Genomic DNA, 23558 nt, shown 5'->3' with positions numbered 1-23558 from the left:
AAAAGGGGCGATTAGCCGTTCAGCAAGGGGGTGAGTCCACCCGAGCGGTCCAGGGCCATCAGGTCGTCGCAACCGCCGACATGGGTATCGCCGATGAAGATCTGCGGGACGGTGCGCCGGCCAGTGCGTTCGATCATGACATCGCGCTGGGACGGTTCCCGGTCGATCTGGATGATTTCCAGGTCGGTCACGCCGCGCTGCTCGAGCAGCGACTTGGCGCGGGCGCAATAAGGGCAATAGTCCTTGCTGTACATGACGACTTTGTTCATTGGGCGCTCCTGTGGGTACAAGGATAGGTAGATGGGGGCGAGTCCGCCCGCTTCAACCCTTCTGGGTGACCGGCAGGCTGGCGGCGGACCAGGCGCGCATGCCGCCTTCCAGCGGCACGACGTCGGTAAAGCCCTGAGCGCGCAGCTTGGCGGCGGCGCGGGCCGAATCGCGGCCATTGTCGCAAACCACCACGAGCGGCTTGTTCTTGGGCAGCGAGCTGGCCTTCTGCTCGATGTCGGCTGCCGGCACGTTTCGTGCCTGGGCAATGTGGCCGGCCTGGAATTGCTCGGCAGGGCGTACGTCGACCCACACGGCATTGCGCTGGTTGACCATCTGGATGGCTTCATTCGTGCTGATGGCGGATCCGGTACGGCCCTTGCGCAGGGCCGGAATGATCAGCATCACGCCGGACACCACGGCGACGGCGACAATGAAAATGTTGTTTTTATCGAGCAAGAATTGCAAAAGGTCCACGAAGGCTTCCTGTAGTACGTCGGCTGGCGCTACGCCGGCTTGCACGTCGGCAAGTCCGCCGGCCAGCCGGGTAGGGGCGAACCCTGATGCATCGCGTCCAGGACATGGACGCGGTGCGCCGGGGCAGAATCACGGGCAAAATCACTCAATTATAAAATGAGCCCATTCCTTAACCATCCTCCAACTTTAACCCGCGCTGCGGGCGCCCCAAACCATGCACAAACTCGTACTGATGCGCCACGGTGAAAGCCAGTGGAATCTGGAAAACCGTTTCACCGGCTGGACCGACGTCGACCTGACCGACACGGGCCGCGAACAGGCCCGCAAGGCGGGCGAACTGCTCAAGAAGGAAGGCTTCGCCTTTGACCTGGCCTACACCTCCGTGCTCAAGCGCGCCATTCGCACCCTGTGGATCGCGCTGGACGCCATGGACGCCATGTACACCCCGGTCGGTGTGAACTGGCGCCTGAACGAGCGCCATTACGGCGCCCTGCAAGGCCTGAACAAGTCCGAAACGGCCGCCAAGTACGGCGACGAGCAGGTGCTGATCTGGCGCCGCGCCTACGCCATCGCCCCGGAACCGTTGTCCCTGGACGACGAACGCCACCCGCGTTTCGACAGCCGCTACGCCAAGATTCCGGCCGACCAGCTGCCCGCCACCGAGTGCCTGAAGGACACCGTGGCCCGCGTGCTGCCGTTCTGGAACGAATCGATCGCCCCGGCCATCCGTTCCGGCCGCAAGGTGCTGATCGCGGCCCACGGCAACAGCCTGCGCGCCCTGATCAAGCATCTGGACAACGTGTCGGACGACGACATCGTCAACCTGAACATCCCGACCGGCCAGCCGCTCGTCTATGAACTGGATGATGACCTGCGCCCGATCCGCCACTATTATCTGGGCGATGCCGCCGAGATCGAGGCGGCCATGGCTGCGGTTGCAGCCCAGGGCAAGGCCAAGAAGGACTGATATCTCTATGCGTCGCACGGCGGGGTTGTTGTTGGCGGTCATGTTGGCCAGTGGGACGCTGCCTGCGCGCGCCGCGCCCAGCGACCTTGCCGGGCGTCAGTCCGATGCCGAGAAACAGCAGGCCGCCTTGCGCGACCGCATCGAGAGCCTGCAAAAGGAAATCGACGACCGCGAGGCCGCCCGCAAAGAGGCGGCCGACGCGCTCAAGCAGTCGGAATCGTCCATTTCCCGGATCAACCTGCGCCTGAAGGAACTGGCCGAGGCCAACCGCAAGGCGACGGCCGATCTCGCGTCGCTGGAAAAGCAGATCACCGCGCAGGAGGCCGTGCTGGCCAAGCGCCGCGTCGAGCTGGCCGACCAGCTGCGCACCCAATACACCAGCGGCCTGTCGCCCTGGACGGCGCTGCTCTCCGGCGACGATCCCCAGGTGCTGGGCCGCAATCTGGGCTATCTGGACTACGTGTCCCGCGCCCGGGCCGACGCCGTGAAGGCCTTGCGGGCCGACATCGACCGCCTGGCGGCGTTGCAAGCCCGCGCGGATGAACGCCGCGCCGAAATCGAAAAAGGGGTCGCCGAGACCTCCGAACAGAAAACCGCGCTGGTCGCGCAGCAAAAAGAGCGCGCCAGCCTGCTGGCCCAGCTGGAAGGGCAGATCGCCGCCCAGCGCGCCGAGGCCAACAAGCTCGGGCGTGACGATCAGCGCCTGTCGCGGCTCATCACCGATCTGGACGCGGCGATTGCCAAGCAGATCGAGGAAGCGCGCAAGGCGGAAGAGGCGCGCAAGCGCGCCGAGGAAGTCCGCCGGGCCGAGGAGGCGCGGCGTGCGGCCGAGGAAGCCCGCCGCGTGGCTGAAGAAGCCAGGAAGCGCGCCGAAGCCGAACGCCGTGCGCAGGACGCCCGCCGCAAGGCCGAGGCCGACCGCAAGGTCGCCGAGGACGGCGCCCGCCGCGACAACGAAGCCCGCGAGGCCGCCCAGGCGCGCGAACAGGTCGAGGCGGCCGCCCGCCAGAATCGGGGCCCGGTGGCCGTGGCCGACCCGGATGCCGCCGGATTGCGTCCCGCCGAGCAGCGCCAGACCCGCATTGGCGGCCCTGCCGATACGCCGGCGCAAACAAAGCCTGCCGAACCGCCCAAAAAGACGGAACCGATTGACGAACCCGCCACTCCAACGCGCAATGCATCGGCCCAGCAGGCCGCCAAGGCCCCGCCCGTGGGCGGCGGCAACGGCCTGCGGCATGGGCTGGCCATGCCGGTGCGCGGACAGGTGCAGGGCAGGTTCGGGGTGGATCGCCCGGACGGGGGCGTATGGCGGGGTGTGGTGCTGCGCGCGCCAGAAGGGACGCCCGTCAAGGTGGTGGCCCCCGGTACTGTGGTTTACGCCGATTGGCTGCGCGGCTTTGGCAACCTGATCATTGTGGATCATGGCCAGCAGTACCTGACCGTCTATGCTTACAACCAGAGCCTGCTCAAACGGGTGGGCGATCCGGTGGCTGGCGGCGATACTATTGCAACCGTCGGCGCGACCGGCGGCCAAGTGGAATCCGGCCTATACTTTGAAATTCGCCATCGTGGCGCTCCAGTGGACCCGGCCCAATGGCTGGCGCAGTAGATGTAGGTCGGCTGGTCGTGCACCGGTTTGCTGGGATGCGATCGGCGCAGATGCTGTCGGTAAATGAATGTCGTTGGAAAAATACCGTTGGTAAATTACCAAACCCATCGGCGAAAACAAAATTCGGGAAGTGTGCATGGGCACTCGTAAGTTTCGCGGTTTCGGTCTGATTGCCATCGGTGCGGTGGCTGGCGTGTTGCTCAGTGTTGGCGTGACTGCGGTCGCCCAGCGCGGCAGCCCCCTGCCTCTGGACGAGCTCAGGCAACTGAGCAATGTGTTTGCCGCCATCAAGAACAACTACGTCGAGGCCGTCGACGACAAGACCCTGATCGACAATGCCATCTCCGGCATGGTGTCGAACCTGGATCCCCACTCCGCCTACCTGGATGCCGACGCGTTCCGCGAGATGCAGACCGCGACGCAAGGCGAGTTCGGCGGCCTGGGCATCGAGGTCGGCGCCGAAGACGGCTTCGTGAAGGTCATCTCGCCCATCGAAGACACGCCCGCCGCCCGCGCGGGCGTCATGGCTGGCGACCTCATCATCAAGATCGACGACACGCCCACCAAGGGCATGACCCTGAACGACGCGGTCAAGCTCATGCGCGGCGCGCCCAAGTCGCCCATCACCCTGACGATCATGCGCGCCGACCGGCCGCAGCCGATCGTCTTGAAGATCGTGCGCGACATCATCAAGGTGCGCAGCGTGCGCAGCAAGATGCTGGACAACGGCATCGCCTACGTGCGCGTCGCCCAGTTCCAGGAAAAGACCGGCGCCGATCTCGCCCGCCAGCTCAAGGAGCTGGGCGCGAAGGAACCGCCCAAGGGCCTCGTGCTGGATCTGCGCAATGACCCGGGTGGCCTGTTGACCAGCGCCATCGGCGTGTCCGGCGCGTTCCTGCCGCCCGATGCGCTCATCGTGTCCACGGACGGCCGCACCCCGGACGCCCGCCACAAGTACCTGGCCACGCCGTCGGAATACGCTCGCGGCGAAAGCAACTACCTGTCCGGCCTGCCGGCCTGGACCAAGACGGTGCCGATGGTGGTGCTGGTGAACGTGGGCTCGGCCTCGGCATCCGAAATCGTGGCCGGCGCGCTGCAGGACCACAAGCGTGCCAAGGTGCTGGGCAACCGCACGTTCGGCAAGGGCTCGGTGCAGGTGATCCTGCCGTTGTCCGAATCCACCGCGGTCAAGCTCACCACGTCGCGTTACTTCACGCCCAGCGGCCGCTCCATCCAGGCGACCGGCATCGAACCGGACTACGTCGTTGCCGATACGGCCGACGGCGACCTGTTCCGCCTGCCGCGCGAAGCCGACCTGCAACGCCACCTGTCGAACCAGCAGACCACCAACGAGATCAAGTCCAGCGCCGACCAGGACAACGTGGAACTGCCGGCCAAGGTGTTTGAATTCGGCGGCAAGGACGACTTCCAGCTTCAGCAGGCGCTGAACCTGCTGGCCGGCAAGCCGGTGCAGAAGGGCTCGGCCCGCGCCCAGGCCAAGGCTGACGCCAAGGCCGGCGGCGGGACGCCCCAGCGCATGAAGATCACGCCGACCGGAGTCGAGCCCAGCAAGGACAAATGAACGACGAGCAACTGCTGCGCTACGCCCGCCACATCCTGCTGGACGAACTCGGGATCGAAGGGCAGGAAAAACTGCTGGCGGCGCGTGTGCTCATCGTGGGGGCGGGCGGATTGGGTTCGCCCGCCGCGCTCTACCTGGCCACCGCTGGCGTGGGCGACATCACGCTGGCCGACGACGACGTCGTCGAACTGAGCAACCTGCAACGCCAGATCCTGCACACCACCGCCAGTGTCGGCCGTCCCAAGGCCGAGTCCGGCCGCGACATGCTGGGCGCCTTCAATCCGCAGACCCGCGTCCATGCCCGGGTCGAGCGCTTGAAAGACCAGGCCCTGTCCGACGCGGTCGCGCAGGCGGACCTGGTGCTGGACTGCACCGACAACTTCACCACCCGTCACGCCATCAATCGCGCCTGCGTGCAGCATCGCAAGCCGCTGGTTTCCGGCGCCGCGATCCGCTTTGACGGCCAGGTCAGCGTCTACGACCTGCGCGACGACAACGCACCGTGCTATCACTGCCTGTTTCCCGAAGCCGACGACGTCGAGGAAGCCAACTGCGCCACCATGGGCGTGTTCGCGCCGGTGGTCGGCATCATCGGCAGCATGCAGGCCGCCGAAGCCCTGAAGCTGCTGTCCGGGGTGGGCGAAAGCCTGTCCGGACGACTGCTCTGGCTGGACGTGCGCACCATGCAATGGCGCAGCGTCAACGTGCAGCGCGACCCGGAATGCACGGTTTGCGGGCACCGCGGGCACGGGTAAAGACTGCCCGTATTGCACCCAAGGACAATACTAAAGGTTTCAAATACCTGCTATAACGCCAGCCAGCCTACTGAATTCGGGTAGATGGTCATGGATATGACGGCGTGGATACAGGACTGAAGTTCAGCTTGCCCAAATGGCGGCTGACGCGTTGGCTGACGCATTCCGGGCATGACACGCCTGCGGACATCCGCGCGGCGCTCATCGCCAGTCTGTTCGGCACGCTCCCCATTTTTGCCGGCGGGGTCATCAACACCCTGATGATCTCGGGCGTCGTCGCGTGGCGCCGGCCTGAACCGCTGTACGTCTCGTGGCTGATCCTGGAGATCGTGCTCGCGCTGGTGCGCGTCACGATTCTGCGCGCCGCCTTGCGGGCGGCCCCCAAGGGCGGCAATACCTATACCGATCTGTACATCCTGCTGGCGCTGCTCTGGGCGTTCAGCGTGGGCTATGGTGTGTTCGTCACCTTGCTGAATGGGGACTGGATGGCGGCGACGCTGGCCGGCGTATCGTGCGGGGCCATGGCGGGCGGGATCTGCTTTCGCAACTACGGCGCGCCCCGGCTGGTGGGCGCCATGATCTTTCTGAGCCTGGGCCCCATGTGCCTGGGCGCCCTGTTCACGGGCGAATGGGTCATGGCGATCGTCTTCGTTCAGATCCCGTTTTATCTCATCAGCATGGTCATCGCCTCGCACCGGCTCAACCGGATTCTGGTGTCCACCATGCTGGCCGAACGGGACAGTGACCGGCGCGCCAGCGAAGACGCGCTGACCGGCCTTGCCAATCGCGCCGGCCTGCTGGCGGCGCTGGAGCGCGTGTGTTCCAGCGCGCGCGGCCATGACAGCGCCGCCGCCCTGCTGTACATGGACATGGACGATTTCAAGCGAATCAACGACACCCATGGGCACGCCGGGGGCGACCAGGTGCTCAAGACCATCGCGGAGCGCATGCGGGCCATGCTGCGGGTGGACGACGTCGCCGCGCGAATCGGCGGTGACGAATTCATCGTCCTGGTCACCGGCATCGACGCCACGGCCGCACTGCGGCTGGGCGAGCATCTGCTGCGCGACGTCTCGCAGCCCATTACGCTGGCCGACGGCAACCGGGTCTGCGTGGGGCTGTCCATCGGCATCTCGATCATGTCGGGCGCCAACCGCACCCCGCAAGGCGCGCTGGATTCCGCCGACGCGGCGCTGTACCGGGCCAAGGCGCAGGGCGGCCGCTGCTGCGTGGTCGACCAAGGCCAAGTCATCGCCGAAAGCGAAGGCCTGCAAAGCGCGTCGGTCGCCGCTTGAAGCGACGGCGCTCGCCCGCCGCGGCCGCGCTGGGCCGAATCTGTCCGAATCTGGACGCCGTTCACTGATTTCCGCTCTTCACCACCACGGCATACGGGCCACATGACCGGCGCTCTGAAATAATTAAAGTTATCAGATAACCTGAAAAATCTGCCTATAATCCGCTCATGTTGACCAAGAGCCTCACTCTCACCGAGCAGGTCGCCCGCCAGCTCGCCAGCGAAATCGCCGACGGCATCCACGCCGTCGGCGCCAAGCTGCCGTCCGGCCGTGTGCTGGCCGAGCAGTACGGCGTCAGCGCCGCCGTCATCCGCGAAGCCACGGAACGCCTGCGCGCGCAGGGCCTGATCCAGAGCCGGCAGGGGTCGGGCAGCACGGTCGTTTCGCGCACGGGCGCGCAGGGCTTTCAGGTGTCCAGCGGCATTGCGGTCGACCGCGACAAGCTCGCCAACGTCTACGAACTGCGCATGGAACTGGAAGGCGGCGCGGCCGCGCTGGCTGCGGTTCGCAGCACAGCGTCGGACCTGGACGCCATGGCTTCGGCCCTCGCCTCGCTTCAAGCCCATCTGGACCACCCCGAGGCTGGCGTCGAACATGACATCGCCTTTCACGTCGCCATCGCGACCGCCACGCACAACAGCTACTACCAGGACCTGCTGCAATACCTGAACCTGCAGCTGCGCCTGGTCGTCAGCACCGCCCGGTCAAACAGCCGCCTGCAGGAAGGTTTGACCGCCGCCGTGCATCAGGAACACGTCGCCGTGTTCGAGGCCATCCGCGCGCGCGATCCGGACCGCGCCCGCCAGGCCGCCATCCGCCACTTGCAGCAAGCCGCCGGCCGCCTGCAACTCGATCTTCTCTTTCCCGCTGCATCCCACATCTCATGAGCGCAACCGACTTTTCTCAACGGCTGGTCCAGGCCCTGGGCCCCGATACCGTGTTCACCGACCCGGCAGACATCGCCCCATGGCTGTCCGACTGGCGCGGCCTGTATAACGGCCAGGCCCAAGCCGTCGTGCGCCCGCGCACGACAGCCGAGGTCGCCACCTGCCTCGCCCTGTGCCAGGAAGCCGGCGTGCCGGTCGTGCCGCGCGGCGGCAACACCGGCCTGTGCGGCGGCGCCACGCCCGACGGCGGCGCCAACAACGTCGTCATCAGCCTGGACCGCATGAACGCGGTGCGCGCCATCGACACCGTCGCCAACACCATGGTTGCCGAAGCCGGCGCCATTCTGGGCAACCTGCGCCGCGCAGCCCAGGACGCCGGCCGCCTGCTGCCGCTCAGCCTGGCCGCGGAAGACTCCAGCCAGATCGGCGGCAACGTCGCCACCAATGCCGGCGGCGTGAACGTGGTGCGCTACGGCATGGCCCGCGAACTGGTTCTCGGCCTGGAAGCGGTGCTGCCCACCGGCGAAATCTTTCACGGCTTGCGCACCCTGCGCAAGGACAACACCGGCTACGACCTCAAGCAACTGCTCATCGGGTCGGAAGGCACGCTCGGCATCATCACCGCCGTCGCGCTGCGCCTGTACCCGCGCACCGACGTGCGCTCCGTCGTGCTGGCCGCCGTCGAATCCCCGGCGCAGGCGCTGCAACTGTTCGAGATCCTGTTCGAACAATGCGGCGCACGCCTGCAAGCCTTCGAATTCTTCACCGGCGATTGCCTGGACCTGGTGCTGACGCACGCCGAGGGCGTGCAGGAGCCCTTCGAACAACGCTACCCGGCCTACGTGCTGGTGGAACTGGCCGACACCACCGACGAGGCCGCGCTCAACACGCTGCTCGAAAACGTCATCGGCACGGCGCTCGAACGCGGCCTGTGCCTGGACGCCGCGGTCTCGGCGTCACTGGCCCAATTGCAGACGCTGTGGAAGCTGCGCGAGGAAATCTCCGAAGCCCAACGCGCCGACGGCCCCCACCTGAAGCACGACGTGTCGCTGCCGATCGAGCGCATTCCCGACTTCATGCAATCGGCCGAAGCGCGCGTACGCGCCCTGTACCCCGACATCCGCCCGTTCATCTTCGGCCACTTCGGCGACGGCAACCTGCACTACAACCTGTCCCGCCCGGCAGGCGCAGACCGCAACTGGGTCGCGGAGCATGGGGCGGCGATCACGGATGCGGTGTTGGATGAAGTGAATCGCTATGGGGGAAGTATTTCGGCTGAGCACGGAATTGGACAGCTCAAGCGTGAGCATTTCCTGCATAGCAAGGATGCTGTGGAGTTACGGTTGATGCGGGAGATCAAGAAGGTGATGGATCCTGCGGGGATTATGAATCCTGGGAAGTTGTTGTAGGCGTTGGTTTGGATCTTCGTGGTTGATCGGGGATTTGTCGTCGCATTAGATCTTCATAGTTGCAGCGGATCTTCGTAGGTCGCCCGACGCCGCGGTCACCGTGGGCACGATCGCCCACGATTGCGGTCCGGAGCCTTCGCTCCGGACTTCCCCTTCGTCATCTTCGTCCGCCTTCGGCTCCCTTCAGATTCCCTCGGGCGCATCGACGGCGCTCGCACCCACGGTGCCCGCGACGCCGTGCTGCGAGGGTCTTTGGTATGTGGCGCTGTAAGACCTGTGGTCAGGGCAGGAGATCTGCGGGGCCGCCGAATTGCTGCCGCCCGGGCGGCGGCAATCGGCATCGGGTCGGTGGGACGTCGTGGCGGTGTGCGCTTGCGCGCTGGCGGGGAGCGGTTTGCTGATGGTGCTCTCCGACGGGGGAGGGGCGGTGATGGGCGGCGCGCGTCGACGGCCAGCTACAACCTGCCCACCTCTACGCGCGCCGCCCATCGAGCACTGGAGTTCAATTGACGATCAATGGCGGTCGTGCCGGAACTTGGCGAGCGCGTTTGCTGCTGCCGGTGTCTGACACCCTAGGATCAAGGGCGGTCGTGCCGAAACTTGGCGAGAGCGTTTGCTGCTGTCGGTGTCTGACACCCTCGGGGGGTGAACTCGGCATGAAGCGCCTCTCACCAGGGTGTCAGACACTTTAAGAGGAAGCAGCCACACGCGAAGCGTCATAGCGACGACGCAAGACACTGCGTAAGCCCACGAAGGCCGCCCGCGCGGCCGCCCGGGGGCGGGCACCGCAAGACGTTTCTCTTCCAACCGACTGCGTGCAAGAATCTTAAAAATCCGGCTCGCCCCGCCGTCCGTAAAGATTCAGCGGCAGAGCCCGGTGTGGCGTGGGCCTGGGGCGGGCGGGGCGTTTAGATGCGCCCGGCGGAAACCGAAGGGAGCCGAAGGCGGACGAGGTTGAGCGCGGGGCAGTCCGGAGCGAAGGCTCCGGACCGCAATCGGAGCCCCGCCCGCCCCAGGCCCACGCCGCGCCGGGCGTCTAAAAAACCCGATCCGTCGCAAGCCGCAAGCCGCAAGCCGAATGCGGCAACCCCTTAACTCCATCAACCTAAATCCCCGCCAACAATTCACTGCCGGTGATAAACCTCACTCCCTTTCCGCACAAACTCCACCGACTTCTCCTGCATCCCCTTAGCCAGCGCTTCCTTCTCGCTGACTCCCTGAGCCGCCGCATAATCCCGCACATCCTGCGTGATCTTCATGCTGCAGAAATGCGGTCCGCACATCGAGCAGAAGTGCGCCACCTTCATCGAATCCTTAGGCAGCGTCTCGTCGTGGAATTCCTTCGCCGTATCCGGATCCAGACCCAGATTGAACTGATCGTCCCAGCGGAACTCGAAGCGCGCCTTCGATAGTGCGTTGTCGCGGATCGCCGCGCCCGGATGACCCTTGGCCAGGTCCGCCGCATGCGCCGCGATCTTGTACGTGATGATGCCGTCCTTCACGTCCTTCTTGTTCGGCAGTCCCAGGTGTTCCTTCGGCGTCACGTAGCAGAGCATCGCCGTGCCATACCAGCCGATCAGCGCCGCGCCGATGCCCGACGTGATGTGGTCGTAGCCGGGGGCGATGTCCGTCGTCAGCGGGCCCAGCGTGTAGAACGGCGCCTCGTGGCAGTGTTCCAGCTGCAGCTCCATGTTTTCCTTGATCATCTGCATCGGCACATGACCCGGGCCTTCGATCATCACCTGCACGTCGTGCTTCCACGCCACCTGCGTCAGCTCGCCCAGCGTCTTCAGTTCCGCAAATTGCGCCTCGTCGTTTGCGTCGTAGCCCGAGCCCGGACGCAGGCCGTCGCCCAGCGAGAAGCTCACGTCGTACGCCTTCATGATTTCGCAGATCTCTTCGAAGCGTTCGTACAGGAAGCTCTCCTTGTGATGCGCCAGGCACCACTTGGCCATGATCGAGCCGCCGCGCGAAACGATGCCAGTCATGCGGTCCGCGGTCATCGGGATGAACGGCAGGCGCACGCCTGCGTGGATCGTGAAATAGTCCACGCCTTGCTCGGCCTGCTCGATCAGCGTGTCGCGGAAGATCTCCCAGGTCAGGTCCTCGGCCTTGCCGTCCACCTTTTCAAGTGCCTGGTAGATCGGCACCGTGCCGATCGGCACCGGCGAATTGCGGATGATCCACTCGCGGGTTTCGTGGATGTGCTTGCCGGTGGACAGGTCCATCACCGTGTCGCCGCCCCAGCGGATCGCCCACGTCATCTTTTCCACTTCCTCGCCAATGCCCGAGCTGACCGCGGAATTGCCGATGTTCGCGTTGATCTTCACCAGGAAATTGCGGCCGATGGCCATCGGCTCCACTTCCGGGTGGTTGATGTTGGCGGGGATGATCGCGCGGCCGCGGGCGACTTCGGCACGCACGAACTCCGGCGTGATGGCGGCGGGGATGGCGGCGCCGAACGATTGGCCCGGGTGCTGGCGCAGCAGGCGCTTGACCATCTTTTCGCCGTCGGGGCCGCTGTCGCGCAGCGTTTGCAGGTAGTGCTCGCGGCGCAGGCTTTCGCGAATCGCCACGTATTCCATTTCCGGCGTGATGATGCCGCGGCGCGCGTAGTGCATCTGCGAAACGTTCGCGCCGGACTTTGCGCGGCGCGGGGGGCGTTGCAGGTCAAAGCGCATTGCCGTCAGCTTGGGATCGGTCAGGCGCGACTTGCCGTAGTCGCTGGTCGGGCCGGACAGCAGCTCCGTGTCGCCGCGCTCCTCGATCCACGCGCGGCGCAGTTCCGGCAGGCCGCGGCGGATGTCGATCTTGACGTCCGGGTCCGTGTAGGGACCGCTACAGTCATACACCGTCAGCGGCGGATTTTTTTCGCCGCCGAACATCGTCGGCGTGTCGTCCTGTTCGATCTCCCGGAATGGGACCCGGATGTCCGGGCGTGAGCCCACTTCATACACGCGGCGGGATTTGGGCAGCGGTGCGACGGCCGCAGCGTCGACTTCGGCGGTCGCGGCCAAAAATTTGGGATTTGCGTTCATGGAAAGCTCCAAGCGAGTGGTTGGAGCCGATCGGGATGGACTCCCGCCTTGGACGTGCGAAGACGCGTGGCGGGAATACGCTCCCAGCATCGGCATTATCCGTACTGGTACGAAGGGACTCTCTCAACACGTCGCCGCCGTGGATGGCGGGACGAGTACCCCTGCGTGAACGCGCAGTATAGAGCCAAGCGGACGCGGCGCCTTGAACAATCTGCGAGTACCGTCGCAACCCGCGCAAATAGGGCAGTTGAACGAGGCTGGTATTACTGCTTTACATTTGGATTCAGTCTAGACAGACACCGCCATGCAGGTTCGGTACACTTTTTTCCACACGCCGCGTGTACAGTCTTAGAGTCTTACCGTCCGGCATCAGCCCACTTAAGAAGGAATCGAGCATGCAACTGAACCTACGCACATTGGCGCCCGCCCTCGTAGTCGTGACATTGGCGCTAGCGGGTTGCAAGACGGCCCCGACTAAGACGTCCGACGCCACGGCCACGCCCCAGGCGGGCCAGCAATCGACCACGCCAGCGGCCGCCGCGCGCGTGGATTTCTATCTTGCCAAGCGCGAACCCGGCGCCGGCCTGCGTGAAGTGAACCTGCCGGACGGCAAGCTCTATCTGCAGGAAACGCCCGTGCTCACGCGCGCCGACCTGACCGATGCCGCCGCGCTGGTGGATCGCCAAGGCCAGAATTTCGTGGGTCTGCGCTTCTCCGAAGCCGGCACCCGCAAGCTGACCGCCGTCAGCACCGCCAACGTCGGCAGCGTGCTGGCCCTGGTGATCGATCAGGAGCTGGTTGCCGCGCCGCTCATCGGCGAGCCCCTGAACCGTGGCGTCCTGGCCTTTGGCGTGCCCTCGGCCCAGGCGGCCTCCGAAATCGCCGCGCGCATCCGTGGCGATGCCGTGCCCGCCGCAGGCGGAACGGCACCCGCGCCGGCACCCGCTGCCAAGCCCTGATCTCGGGGTGCGCAAAAAAACCGGCTTACGTGGCCGGTTTTTTTTCGTCTACGTTTTTGTGTTGGAAGGCGCATTCAACGTGCGCGCCAGGTGCCCAGGCGAACGAGACAAATTGGTCCGCTCGATGCGGCTCGCAGTGTCTTGATCTTGAAGCGTTGTCGCGGCGCGGCCCCATATGCAGCGCGCCGCAGCCCGCGGCCGCGATCAGCCGATCTTGCGGCCGCGCGGCTTGATGCCGCGGCGGAGCAGTGTCGTTTCGATGAAGGTCTGGGTTAACGCTTCGAGCATTGCCCGTTCGTCGGGCGTCAGCGATTCGAATTGCGACGGTGAAATGTTGGGATAGGGCCACGGCGCCAGCGGACGGGGCCGGCCGCCGGGGCGCGGTGCAGACTCGGAAACGCCTGATACTGGCAAAGTATTGCTCAGGTCGTAGGCGTCCAGGGGAAGCTCCATGGGACCCTTGCCCGTTTCCAGCCATTCGACTTCGATCTTCAACACCTGCGCCAGTTTGCGCGCGGATCGGCTTGAATGCCGCAGACCACTTTCGTAGCTGCCGATCGCACTTTGCGAGATGCGCACCAGACGGGCGAGCGCCTTCTGCGTGTGGCCACGAAGAAGACGCGCATGCTTCAGTCGGTCTGAGAATGTTTTCACAGGGCGATTGAAGCTTGCCGATCTGTCACGTTGGTGGATATAAATAACACTAGAGTGATAACAGAGGGAAGGTCGCATGTGGGAGCGGGGCAGCGTATTTATCGTGCGATCCGAGGACGTTGCGGGGTGGCGGCTGGCCACTGCGCTGCGCCAATTCGACTGGGACACGCGCGTCTTCGCATCGGTGGACGCCCTGCTCGAACACGTGACCGGTGAAGCGCCAGATCTGCTTGTCGTGCAAGGGCCGTGCGCCGGTATGGCCGATCTTGTTCACCGCGTGCGTCAAGCCGCGCCCGGCGCGCGGGTGGTGTGGCAAGACGGCGGCGCCACCACGGCGCAGCGCGCGGCGGCGCTGGACGCAGGGGTCGACGCCTGCGTGCCGCCGGACATGGAGCTCCTGGAGTGGGACGCGCTGCTGCGCAGCCTGTGCCGGCGAGCGCGATGCGGACCGGGCGCCTGGCGCGTCGTGGCGTTTGGCCGCATGCTGGTGGGCCCCCGCGGTGAACGCCTGCCGCTCACCCTTCGCGAGCGCGCCGTTCTCATTCGGTTGTTCAATGCGCCCGGCCACTGCCTTCATCGCGAAAGCTTCTTTCCGGCGCAAGCGCGCGATCCCCTGGACAGCGCAAGACGCGTGGACGTGGTCGTGTCCCGGCTGCGCAACAAGGCGCGCCGGTTCAATATCGATCTTCCGTTGCTGGCAGTGCGGGGGTGGGGATACATCCTGCTGCCCGAAGGCGCGGGCAGGGCGCCTGCGGTTGTGGCCGGCGCCTGATCCCCCGCGCCGCCGTATCGCGGCGCCTGCCGCGGCTTCCTACAGCACGACCAGATTGTCCCGGTGCATGAGCTCGGGTTCGGTCATGCTGCCCAGGATGCGCGCGATCTGCGACGAAGGCTGGCGCAGGATGCGGCGCGTGTCGGCCGACGAATAATTGATCAGCCCGCGGGCGCATTCATGGCCCTGGCTGTCGACGCAGGCCACGACGTCGCCGCGGCCGAATTCGCCTTCCACGTCGGTCACGCCGATAGGCAGAAGGCTCTTGCCTTCGCGCAGCAGCGCCTGCACGGCGCCGTCATCCAGCACCACGCGGCCACGCAGGCGCAGGTGATCGGCGAGCCACTGCTTGCGCGCCGACCACACCGGCACGACCGCCTGCAGTTCGCTGCCGATGCACTCGCCCTGGGCCAGGCGCGTCAGCACGTTGCGTTCGCGGCCCGACGCGATGACGGTGTGCGCGCCGCTATGGGCCGCGCGCTTGGCGGCCAGCACCTTGGTCAGCATGCCGCCGGTGCCGATGCCGCTGCCCGCGCCACCCGCCATGGCTTCCAGCGCGGGGTCGCCCGCCTGGGCGTGCGACATGAACTTGGCTTGCGGATTCTTGCGCGGGTCGGAGTCGTACAGGCCGCGTTGGTCAGTCAGGATGACCAGCGTGTCGGCTTCGATCAGGTTGGTGACCAGCGCGCCCAGCGTGTCGTTGTCGCCCAGCCGGATTTCGTCGGTCACGACCGTGTCGTTTTCGTTCACGATGGGCACGACACCCAGACGCAGCAGGGCAAAGAGCGTGCTGCGCGCGTTCAGGTAACGGTGGCGGTCGGCCAGGTCTTCGTGGGTCAGCAAAATCTGCGCGGTGCGCAGGCCGTGTTCGGCGAAGGCGGCCTCGTAGGCCTGGCACAGTCCCATCTGGCCCACGGCTGCCGCAGCCTGCAGTTCGTGCATGACGGACGGGCGCTTGCGCCAGCCCAGGCGCGCCATGCCTTCCGCGATGGCGCCGCTGGACACCAGCACGATCTGCTTGCCCTGCTTGTGCAGGGCGGCGATCTGCGCGGCCCAGTGGGCGACCGCGGCGCGGTCCAGGCCTCGGCCTTCGTTGGTGACCAGCGATGAGCCGACTTTGGCGACGATGCGCTGGGCGTGGGTGACGACGGAAACGGCAGGTGATTCAGCAGACATGATGGCGGCCGGCTGCGGCGAAAAAAAGCGTAATCGAAAGGACTGCGATTATGGCTTATTCGTTACCGCCGCGCGGCGCGGCCGGCTTGTCCGCGTCGGTGCGCGTGTCGTCAAAGCGCGGGTCCGGCGCCACGTAGGTGCCTTCGGCCTGATCCTGCGCAAGCTGTTCCTTTTCGCGCTCGGCGTCCAGGTAGTCCTGCAACGCGTAGATCAGGTCCTGCGTGCCTTCGCCCGACAGGCCCGAGATGCCGAACACCGGACCGGTCCAGCCGTAGAGCTCGAGGAAGCGGCGCTTGGTGTCCTCGGGGTCCGGCACCATATCCAGCTTGTTCAGGATCAGCCAGCGCGGCTTGGCGGCCAGGTCGGCGTCATAGCGGCGCAGTTCCTCGACGATGGCGCGCGCGTCGGCGACGGCCTGCTCGACGGGATCGGCGTCCGGATCCGGCGTGGACACGTCCACCAGGTGCAGCAGCACGCGGGTGCGCGCCAGATGGCGCAGGAACAGGTGACCCAGGCCGGCGCCTTCGGAGGCGCCTTCAATCAGGCCCGGAATGTCGGCCACGACGAAGCTGCGCGACGGCGAAGTGCGCACGACGCCCAGGTTCGGGTGCAGCGTGGTGAAGGGGTAGTCGGCGATCTTCGGCTTCGCATTGGAAATGCGGGTGATCAGCGTCGACTTGCCGGCGTTGGGCAGGCCCAGCAGGCCCACGTCGGCCAGCACCTTCAGTTCCATGCGCAGGTAGCGGTGTTCGCCTTCCTTGCCGGGCGTCCATTGCTTGGGCGCGCGGTTCACGCTGGACTTGAAGTGGATGTTGCCCATGCCGCCCTGGCCGCCGGCGGCCAGCACCACCTTCTGTTCGTGCTTGTTCAGGTCGAACAGGACTTCGCCGGTTTCGGCGTCATGGATGATCGTGCCCACCGGCACGCGCAGGGTGATGTCCGGGGCGGCAGCGCCGTATTGGTCCGAGCCGCGGCCGTTTTCGCCGTTCTTGGCGCGATGCAGGCGTGCGTAGCGGAAGTCGATCAGCGTGTTGATGTTGCGATCGGCCACCGCGTAGATGGTGCCGCCACGGCCGCCGTCGCCGCCGTCGGGGCCGCCACGGGGAATGAATTTTTCGCGGCGAAAGCTCGCCACGCCATTGCCGCCTTTGCCGGCGACCACTTCAATGGTGGCTTCGTCTACGAATTTCATGGTGTATGCGCGTGTAGTGGGTGAGGGCGGGCATCCACACGGGGAGCCGCCGGGAGGCAAAAGAGAGCTTACTCGCCAATTGCCTTCAAACAAAAAAGCCCTGCCGCACGCGACAGGGCTTTTGCCGTTCGGGAACTGCGGCGGACCGCGTCCCAGACCGTATGCGACCGCGGACATGAGGTCCGCGGGCTTGCCAACCGATTACTCGGCAGCGACGATCGAAACGGTCTGCTTGTTCAATGCGCCCTTGAAGCCGAATTGAACCTTGCCGTCGACCAGCGCGAACAGGGTGTGGTCCTTGCCCATGCCGACGTTCACGCCAGCGTGGAAGCGAGTACCGCGCTGACGCACGATGATCGAACCAGCGGGAATCAATTCGCCGCCGAATGCCTTGACGCCCAGACGCTTCGATTCTGAGTCGCGTCCGTTCCGCGTAGAGCCGCCGCCCTTTTTCTGTGCCATGTTTAGCTCCTGCTAAGTGGTACCGAGTCGCTTCTTAAGCCGTGATGGCTTCGATGCGGATTTCGGTGTAGTTCTGACGGTGGCCCTGACGCTTCTGATAGTGCTTGCGACGGCGCATCTTGAAGATCTTGACCTTGTCGTGGCGGCCTTGCGCAAGAACCGTTGCCTTGACCACGGCGCCGGAGACGAGGGGCGTGCCAACTTTCAGTTGGTCGCCTTCGCCCACGGACAGCACTTGGTCCAGGGTGATTTCTTGCCCAATGTCAGCCGGTATCTGTTCTATCTTGAGTTTTTCGCCAGCGGCAACGCGATACTGCTTGCCACCGGTTTTTACGACCGCGTACATGGGGTATTCCTTAAATAGGTAAATGGGTTCGTTCGAGCTGCCTGCCCTGCTGGGCAAGAATGCCGTGCTGGCCTGCCGTACCAGTGCTGGTACTGGCGCTTGTACTAGCCGAAAATCCGCTGAATCAGGACTTGCGATGATGCCAGGCGGCGTGCACGAACAACCGACGTAATTCGGCCATCGCTGACCGAATCCGAGATATTAGCCCGGGACTTTTGGAAAGTCAAAAAGCTGTTGCAGGCTAAGGGCTTAGGTGTGGCGTGCAGGCTTCAGGCGCCCGGGATCACACGCAGCGCAATGTCGCGCGCCACGCGGCGGATGCCTTCCGTGGCGGCTTGCCGGTGGGCGTCGTCCAGGCGGTCGGTGGGGATGGACGTGCTGACCGCCACCCGCTTGCCCAGGGGCGTCACGCCCACAAAGGCCGCAAAGCACTCGAGACCGGTGGCGACTTCCTCCCGGTCGTGGGCCAGGCCGTGGCGCCGCACGTCGTCCAGTTCGCGGTGCAGGCGGGCAGCATCGGCGATCGTGCGGTCGGTGACGCGGGGCAGTGTCTCGGGCAGCCGGGCGGCCAGGTCGTCGGGCGGCAGGCTGGCAAGCAGGGCCTTGCCGAGGGCGCACGCGTGTGCGGGCAGCCGCAGACCCAGGTCCGACACCAGGCGCACGGGCCGGCGTGCGTCCTCCCGGGCCAGGTAGACCACATCAAAGCCATCGAGCGCGGCCAGTTGCACGACCTCGTTGCAGCGGGCCACGAAGGCGCCTGCCGCCTGGTGAAAGGCCGTCTGAAGCCCATCGTGGCGCAGGTACGCGGCGCCTAGCGCCATCAGTTCCAGTCCGACGATATAGCCCCCGTCCAGGCGCTCGACCCAGCGGCGTTGCTCAAGGCAATCAAGCAGCAGGTATAGCGTGCTCTTTGGCATCTGGCAGGCGCGGGCCAGCTCCGCGGCCTTCACCGGGGCGGGCCGGCCGGCCAGCACGCGCAGGATGTCGTGGGTGCGGCGGATGGCAGGAACGTCGTATTCGGCGGCCATGATTCCAATATGTTGGACAGATATTCAAGATGTTGGACATGATAAATGAAGTCTCCTAGACTGGCTGCGCCATGCCGGGTCAGCCGGCACAGAACACGAGCCCGCCGCCGGCAGGGCATTAACGCGAGGAGACGCCATGAACCCCAATAACCTGCTGCCCGCCGATCTGTCCGACGCCTTGCTCGTGGGCCGCGTGTGGCGGCCTGATCCCGTCGGCGGCCCGAGCGTGGTCGTGGTGCGTGGGGGAGAGGTCGTCGATATCACGGCCACGGCGCCGACCGTGTCCGACCTGCTGGACCATCCTGACCGCGTGTCGCTCGCGCGCCAGGCCAAGGGCGAATCCCTGGGTGACGCGCACGCGCTCATGGCTGCCACGCTGCAAGGCGCGCAAGGGCCGCGTCTGCTGGCGCCCTGCGACCTGCAGCCGGTGAAGGCGGCGGGCGTCACGTTTGCCATCAGCCTCTTGGAACGCCTGATCGAGGAAGAGGCGGGCGGCGACGCCGGCCGCGCCGAGGAAATCCGCGTGCGCATGCAGGCGCTGATCGGCTCCGATCTGTCCCGGCTGCGCCCGGGATCGCCCGAGGCCATCCGCCTGAAAGCCGAAATGCTCGAGCGCGGCCAGTGGTCGCAGTATCTGGAAGTGGGCATCGGCCCCGACGCCGAAGTCTTCTCAAAGACGCCGCCCATGGCCTCGGTGGGCTTTGGCGCGCGAATCGGCGTGCTGCCCGAGTCGCAGTGGAACAATCCCGAACCCGAGATCGTGCTGGCCGTCGACAGCCGGGGCGAAGTGGTCGGCGCCACGCTGGGCAACGACGTGAACCTGCGCGACATCGAAGGCCGCAGCGCGCTGCTCCTGACCAAGGCCAAGGACAACAACGGCTCCTGCGCCATCGGGCCGTTCATCCGGCTGTTCGATGGCGGATTCACGCTGGACAGCGTCCGGGGCGCCGATGTCTCGCTGCACATCGAAGGCCCCGACGGTTTCACGCTGGACGGCGTCAGCCACATGCGCGAGATCAGCCGCGACCCGCTGGACCTGGTGCGCCAGACCCACGGCGCGCACCATCAGTACCCGGACGGCTTCATGCTGTTCCTGGGCACGATGTTCTCGCCCACCAAGGATCGCAAGGGTCCGGGCACCGGGTTCACGCATGTGGCTGGCGACCGGGTGGTCATTGCCTCGGAGCGCCTGGGCGCGCTCGTGAACGAGGTGCAGCTGGCCACGGAAATCCCGCCCTGGACGTTCGGCGTGCGCGCGCTCTACGCGAACCTGATGGCGCGCGGCCTGCTGGCGCGCGGGCGCTGATCCGGCCGGGGGATCCGACCGGCTGATCCGACCGGCGCGGGGCGCCTGGCGCCGGGCTGCGCGGCCCGGGCCGCGGGCGGCCGGACTTCCCGCGCACTCCCCGTATAATCCGTGGTCGAATCCCCCGCCGACCGCTGGCGGGCCCAGCGGTAAGAGCCGTTACGCGGCTCGCTTCACACTTGTCGGATACGTCTTGAATCTCCCCGCGCTCATTGCCCCCATTGCTGACGATATGAAAGCCGTCGATGCGGTTATCCGCGAGCGGCTGAATTCCGAAGTGGTTCTGATCCGCACGATTGGCGACTACATCATTGGGGCGGGCGGCAAGCGCATGCGCCCGGCCATGGTGCTGATGGTGGCGCGCGCGTTGGGCTACGAAGGCACCCATCACCAGTTGCTGGCCGCGGTGGTGGAATTCATCCACACCGCCACGCTGCTGCACGATGACGTCGTCGACGAATCCGACCTGCGCCGCGGCCGCGAAACCGCCAACGCGGTGTTCGGCAACGCGGCCAGCGTGCTGGTGGGCGACTACCTGTACTCGCGGTCGTTCGAGATGATGGTCGAGGCCGACTCGATGCGCATCATGAGCATCCTGTCCGAAGCCACCACTGTGATCGCCGAGGGCGAGGTGCTGCAGCTTCTGAACGTGCATGACCCGGACGTCTCGCAAGAGCGCTACCTGCAAGTGGTGCGCTACAAGACGGCCAAGCTGTTCGAGGCCGCCGCCCAGGTGGGCGCCGTGCTGGCGGGCGCCACGCCCGAGCAGGAAGCCGCCGCGGCCGCCTATGGTCGCCATGTGGGCACGGCGTTCCAGCTGGTCGACGATGTGCTGGATTACAGCGGCGACGCCGCCGCCCTGGGCAAGAACGTGGGCGACGACCTGCGCGAAGGCAAGCCGACCCTGCCGCTGATCCGCGTCATGGAAGTGGGCACGCCTGAGCAGCAGCAGCTCATCCGCGATGCCATCAAGACGGGCGACGCCGACTTCGCTGCCGTGGCCGCCGCCATCCAGGCCACCGACGCGCTGGAACACGCCCGCCTGGCCGCCGTGGCCGAGGCCGATCGGGCCCGCGAAGCCCTTTCGATCTACCCCATTTCCCCTTTTCAAAATTCTCTGTTAGAATTCTGCGCTTTCGCGGTGAATAGAGATCGCTAGCCAAAAACGGCGGCGAAATCGGCAGGAAGTTCACTAGGAAAGTGCAGTAAGAGTGACTGAGTGATCAGGTTCTCGAAGTGAACGAAGCGGTAAGCAGTAAGTGAAGTAATGTTTGGCGGTACTGAGCATCGCTGAATAAGTTGTCAAGATCGGGGCGTAGCTCAGCCTGGTAGAGTACTGCGTTCGGGACGCAGGAGTCGGAGGTTCGAATCCTCTCGCCCCGACCACTTCATGTGGTCGAGAATTTATGAAGGTGTTTCCCGACACCTTTGGCTGAAAGCCGGTATCGCGCAAGCGTTGCCGGCTTTTTTGCATTTGCGCGGCTGAATGCAAAAACTATTTCACAGCGGCCGGTGTCAGACACCTTGTATAGCGAGACTTTCCGAATCGCCTGCCGAATTACTCAAGGTCTGGCCATTTATTACCGTGCGATGAAAACCCAGGCATGTCTCGTGCTGATAGGGTGCGGGTTGATCCCCATTTTGGCGCGGATTTTTATATTGCCTCACGCAATAATCTAATAAGCCGCCGTTCTGGATAATGATTTTTCAGTTTGGTTAAAACGGACCAAGAAAAACGTCTTTTAATATTTGATTACATTGCTCGCAACTCTCATGTTGCGGTTTGTGTAATGAATGTAATTTTTCTAGGGATTTCCCGGGTTTATTACGGGTTGTCCTGATTTATTTCCGCAGCAATAAAAATATTTAGAAAAAAGTTTGCTGTTCGACCCCTCTACGATGCCCAGGCTCGCTACCCAGTCCATTAACGGGGTACCGAGCCAAATTCATTTTTAGCGATACGTCCGCCCCTGTACGGCAACAGTATTTCGGCCTTATGTCGATTTACTCGCTCTGGGGCGTCGATTTCTAGTGTCTGCGACACGACGAAAACAGTGAGGTCCCCCGTGGTAAAGAGAATCGCAGTGTGTGGCCTTGGATATGTCGGCCTGCCCGTGGCAGTGGCATTTTCCAGGCGCTTTGATGTCATCGGTTTTGACGTGGACAAGCGGAGAATCGCACGGCTGAAAGAGGGTGATGACTGGACCGGCGAGATCGAACGCGACGTATTGCTTGCCTCCCCCATGCAGTTCACCGACCAGTTGTCCGAACTGGAAGGCTGCGACTTTTTCGTGGTCGCCGTTCCGACGCCCGTCGACGAGAAGAACAACCCCGACTTTTCCCTGCTGGTCCGCGCGTGCCAATCGCTCGGCCCCGTGCTGCGTCCGGGCTGCATCGTGGTCTTCGAATCGACCGTCCACCCCGGCGCCACCGAGGAGATCTGCGGTCCCGAGCTGGAAAAGGCGTCTGGCCTGCGCTGCGGCGTCGACTTCAAGCTGGGCTACAGCCCCGAGCGCATCAACCCGGGCGACCGCGAGCATCCGCTTGAGAAGATCGTGAAGATCGTTTCCGGCCAGGACGAGCAATCGCTGGAAGTCATTGCCGGCGTGTACGAGCAGATCATCGATGCCGGCGTGCACCGCGCGTCCTCCATCAAGGTGGCCGAAGCGGCCAAGGTGCTGGAGAACACGCAGCGCGACATCAACATCGCGCTGATGAACGAGATGTCCAAGATCTGCGGCCTGGTCGGCATCCGTACGTCGGAAGTCCTGGCCGCGGCCGGCACCAAGTGGAACTTCCTGAAGTTCACCCCCGGCCTGGTGGGCGGTCACTGCATCGGCGTGGACCCCTACTACCTGACCTCCAAGGCCCAGGAACTGGGCTACCACCCCGAAGTCATCCTGTCCGGCCGCCGCATCAACGACGGCATGGCCGCGCATGTGGCCTCGCGGCTGGTGCAGCAACTGGCGCGCAACGGCCGCCTGAATGCCTCCACCCGCGTCGGCATCCTGGGCATGACGTTCAAGGAAAACGTGCCCGACATCCGCAACTCGAAGGTCGTCGATCTTTACAACGCGCTCGGCCAGTACGGCATCACGCCGGTGGCGTGCGACCCCATGGTCGATCCGGAGCAGATGGACCACGAATATGGCATCAAGCTCGTCGGCCGCGACCAGTTCCGCGACATGGACGTGCTGATCCTGGCGGTGCCGCACCGCGAAACCATGGAAACCATCTGGGAAGACCTGCCTCAGCTCGTCAAGAACGGCGGCATGGTGTGCGACTTGAAGTCCGTCCTGGACCCCAAACGGCTGCCGGCCGACCTCTTGTACTGGACTCTGTAGTTCAGGCGCGTAATCCATACCTACAGGAGAGAC

Annotated in this window: 21 protein-coding genes and 1 tRNA gene; 13 read left to right on the top strand and 9 right to left on the bottom strand. The window is 65.0% G+C overall.

What is annotated here, in order from left to right; all coding sequences use genetic code 11:
* Nucleotides 1–11: 11 nt before the first annotated feature.
* Nucleotides 12–269 carry a glutaredoxin 3 gene (gene grxC / locus HV786_RS13340; protein WP_056319736.1) on the bottom strand — a complete coding sequence of 86 codons (258 nt, stop codon included), beginning with the start codon at nucleotides 267–269 and terminating at the stop codon, nucleotides 12–14.
* A 52-nt stretch (nucleotides 270–321) separates the two neighbouring features.
* Nucleotides 322–744: a rhodanese-like domain-containing protein gene (locus HV786_RS13335; RefSeq protein ID WP_056319739.1), complete on the bottom strand. Its 423-nt coding sequence runs from the start codon at nucleotides 742–744 to the stop codon at nucleotides 322–324.
* A 214-nt stretch (nucleotides 745–958) separates the two neighbouring features.
* On the opposite strand from HV786_RS13335, the gene gpmA reads away from it, so the two are divergent.
* From gpmA to HV786_RS13300, 7 genes are all read left to right on the top strand, one after another.
* Complete coding sequence (gpmA, locus tag HV786_RS13330; RefSeq protein WP_056319742.1) at nucleotides 959–1711, top strand: 2,3-diphosphoglycerate-dependent phosphoglycerate mutase; 753 nt, start codon at nucleotides 959–961, stop codon at nucleotides 1709–1711.
* A gap of 7 nt (nucleotides 1712–1718) precedes the next feature.
* Nucleotides 1719–3320, top strand: coding sequence for a murein hydrolase activator EnvC family protein (locus HV786_RS13325; RefSeq protein WP_175211056.1), 1602 nt, complete (start codon nucleotides 1719–1721; stop codon nucleotides 3318–3320).
* 136 nt (nucleotides 3321–3456) lie between these two features.
* Entirely contained in the window at nucleotides 3457–4902 is a 1446-nt protein-coding gene (locus HV786_RS13320) for a S41 family peptidase (RefSeq protein ID WP_063952146.1), read from the top strand.
* Entirely contained in the window at nucleotides 4899–5657 is a 759-nt protein-coding gene (locus HV786_RS13315) for a HesA/MoeB/ThiF family protein (protein WP_128829518.1), read from the top strand. The genes HV786_RS13320 and HV786_RS13315 overlap by 4 nt, the downstream gene beginning before the upstream one ends.
* Nucleotides 5658–5761: 104 nt before the next feature.
* Nucleotides 5762–6952, top strand: a complete 1191-nt coding sequence (locus HV786_RS13310) for a GGDEF domain-containing protein (RefSeq protein WP_128829517.1) — start codon at nucleotides 5762–5764, stop codon at nucleotides 6950–6952.
* Nucleotides 6953–7119: 167 nt separating this feature from the next.
* Nucleotides 7120–7839 (top strand): FadR/GntR family transcriptional regulator, encoded by a 720-nt coding sequence (locus HV786_RS13305; protein WP_128829516.1) that lies wholly within the window; start codon nucleotides 7120–7122, stop codon nucleotides 7837–7839.
* On the top strand, nucleotides 7836–9248 hold the full coding sequence (locus HV786_RS13300; RefSeq protein WP_142052483.1) for an FAD-binding oxidoreductase: 1413 nt from the start codon (nucleotides 7836–7838) through the stop codon (nucleotides 9246–9248). Before HV786_RS13305 ends, HV786_RS13300 begins: the two co-directional genes overlap by 4 nt.
* 1124 nt (nucleotides 9249–10372) lie before the next feature.
* Here HV786_RS13300 and thiC read toward each other — a convergent pair.
* Nucleotides 10373–12286 (bottom strand): phosphomethylpyrimidine synthase ThiC, encoded by a 1914-nt coding sequence (thiC, locus tag HV786_RS13295; RefSeq protein WP_062838980.1) that lies wholly within the window; start codon nucleotides 12284–12286, stop codon nucleotides 10373–10375.
* 395 nt (nucleotides 12287–12681) lie between these two features.
* Here thiC and HV786_RS13290 point away from each other — a divergent pair, with 395 nt between their 5' ends.
* Nucleotides 12682–13245 carry a SecDF P1 head subdomain-containing protein gene (locus tag HV786_RS13290; protein WP_128829515.1) on the top strand — a complete coding sequence of 188 codons (564 nt, stop codon included), beginning with the start codon at nucleotides 12682–12684 and terminating at the stop codon, nucleotides 13243–13245.
* Nucleotides 13246–13449: 204 nt separating this feature from the next.
* Here HV786_RS13290 and HV786_RS13285 read toward each other — a convergent pair whose 3' ends face one another.
* Nucleotides 13450–13899 carry a helix-turn-helix transcriptional regulator gene (locus HV786_RS13285; RefSeq protein WP_063952153.1) on the bottom strand — a complete coding sequence of 150 codons (450 nt, stop codon included), beginning with the start codon at nucleotides 13897–13899 and terminating at the stop codon, nucleotides 13450–13452.
* A gap of 103 nt (nucleotides 13900–14002) precedes the next feature.
* Between HV786_RS13285 and HV786_RS13280 the strand changes: the two genes are divergently transcribed.
* Nucleotides 14003–14671, top strand: a complete 669-nt coding sequence (locus tag HV786_RS13280; RefSeq protein ID WP_254599478.1) for a response regulator transcription factor — start codon at nucleotides 14003–14005, stop codon at nucleotides 14669–14671.
* Nucleotides 14672–14710: 39 nt separating this feature from the next.
* Here HV786_RS13280 and proB read toward each other — a convergent pair whose 3' ends face one another.
* From proB to HV786_RS13255, 5 genes are all read right to left on the bottom strand, one after another.
* Nucleotides 14711–15847: a glutamate 5-kinase gene (gene proB, locus HV786_RS13275; protein WP_056319998.1), complete on the bottom strand. Its 1137-nt coding sequence runs from the start codon at nucleotides 15845–15847 to the stop codon at nucleotides 14711–14713.
* 55 nt (nucleotides 15848–15902) lie between these two features.
* Nucleotides 15903–17039: a GTPase ObgE gene (obgE, locus tag HV786_RS13270; RefSeq protein WP_056319997.1), complete on the bottom strand. Its 1137-nt coding sequence runs from the start codon at nucleotides 17037–17039 to the stop codon at nucleotides 15903–15905.
* 201 nt (nucleotides 17040–17240) lie between these two features.
* Nucleotides 17241–17501, bottom strand: a complete 261-nt coding sequence (gene rpmA, locus HV786_RS13265; protein ID WP_006389959.1) for a 50S ribosomal protein L27 — start codon at nucleotides 17499–17501, stop codon at nucleotides 17241–17243.
* Nucleotides 17502–17535: 34 nt separating this feature from the next.
* Nucleotides 17536–17847, bottom strand: coding sequence for a 50S ribosomal protein L21 (gene rplU, locus HV786_RS13260; protein ID WP_006216228.1), 312 nt, complete (start codon nucleotides 17845–17847; stop codon nucleotides 17536–17538).
* A gap of 269 nt (nucleotides 17848–18116) precedes the next feature.
* Nucleotides 18117–18875, bottom strand: coding sequence for an IclR family transcriptional regulator (locus HV786_RS13255; RefSeq protein WP_128829513.1), 759 nt, complete (start codon nucleotides 18873–18875; stop codon nucleotides 18117–18119).
* A gap of 136 nt (nucleotides 18876–19011) precedes the next feature.
* Between HV786_RS13255 and HV786_RS13250 the strand changes: the two genes are divergently transcribed.
* From HV786_RS13250 to HV786_RS13235, 4 genes are all read left to right on the top strand, one after another.
* Nucleotides 19012–20181: a fumarylacetoacetate hydrolase family protein gene (locus HV786_RS13250; protein ID WP_128829512.1), complete on the top strand. Its 1170-nt coding sequence runs from the start codon at nucleotides 19012–19014 to the stop codon at nucleotides 20179–20181.
* Between the two features lie 193 nt (nucleotides 20182–20374).
* Complete coding sequence (gene ispB / locus HV786_RS13245) at nucleotides 20375–21340, top strand: octaprenyl diphosphate synthase (protein ID WP_056319988.1); 966 nt, start codon at nucleotides 20375–20377, stop codon at nucleotides 21338–21340.
* Between the two features lie 150 nt (nucleotides 21341–21490).
* Nucleotides 21491–21567, top strand: a tRNA-Pro gene (locus HV786_RS13240).
* A 698-nt stretch (nucleotides 21568–22265) separates the two neighbouring features.
* Nucleotides 22266–23525 (top strand): nucleotide sugar dehydrogenase, encoded by a 1260-nt coding sequence (locus HV786_RS13235; RefSeq protein ID WP_128829408.1) that lies wholly within the window; start codon nucleotides 22266–22268, stop codon nucleotides 23523–23525.
* Nucleotides 23526–23558: the final 33 nt, after the last annotated feature.

This window comes from Achromobacter mucicolens (assembly GCF_902859725.1).
Classification (GTDB): domain Bacteria; phylum Pseudomonadota; class Gammaproteobacteria; order Burkholderiales; family Burkholderiaceae_B; genus Achromobacter; species Achromobacter mucicolens.
Note: the sequence above shows the minus strand (reverse complement) of the source record. Positions and strands in the feature narration are given on the sequence as shown.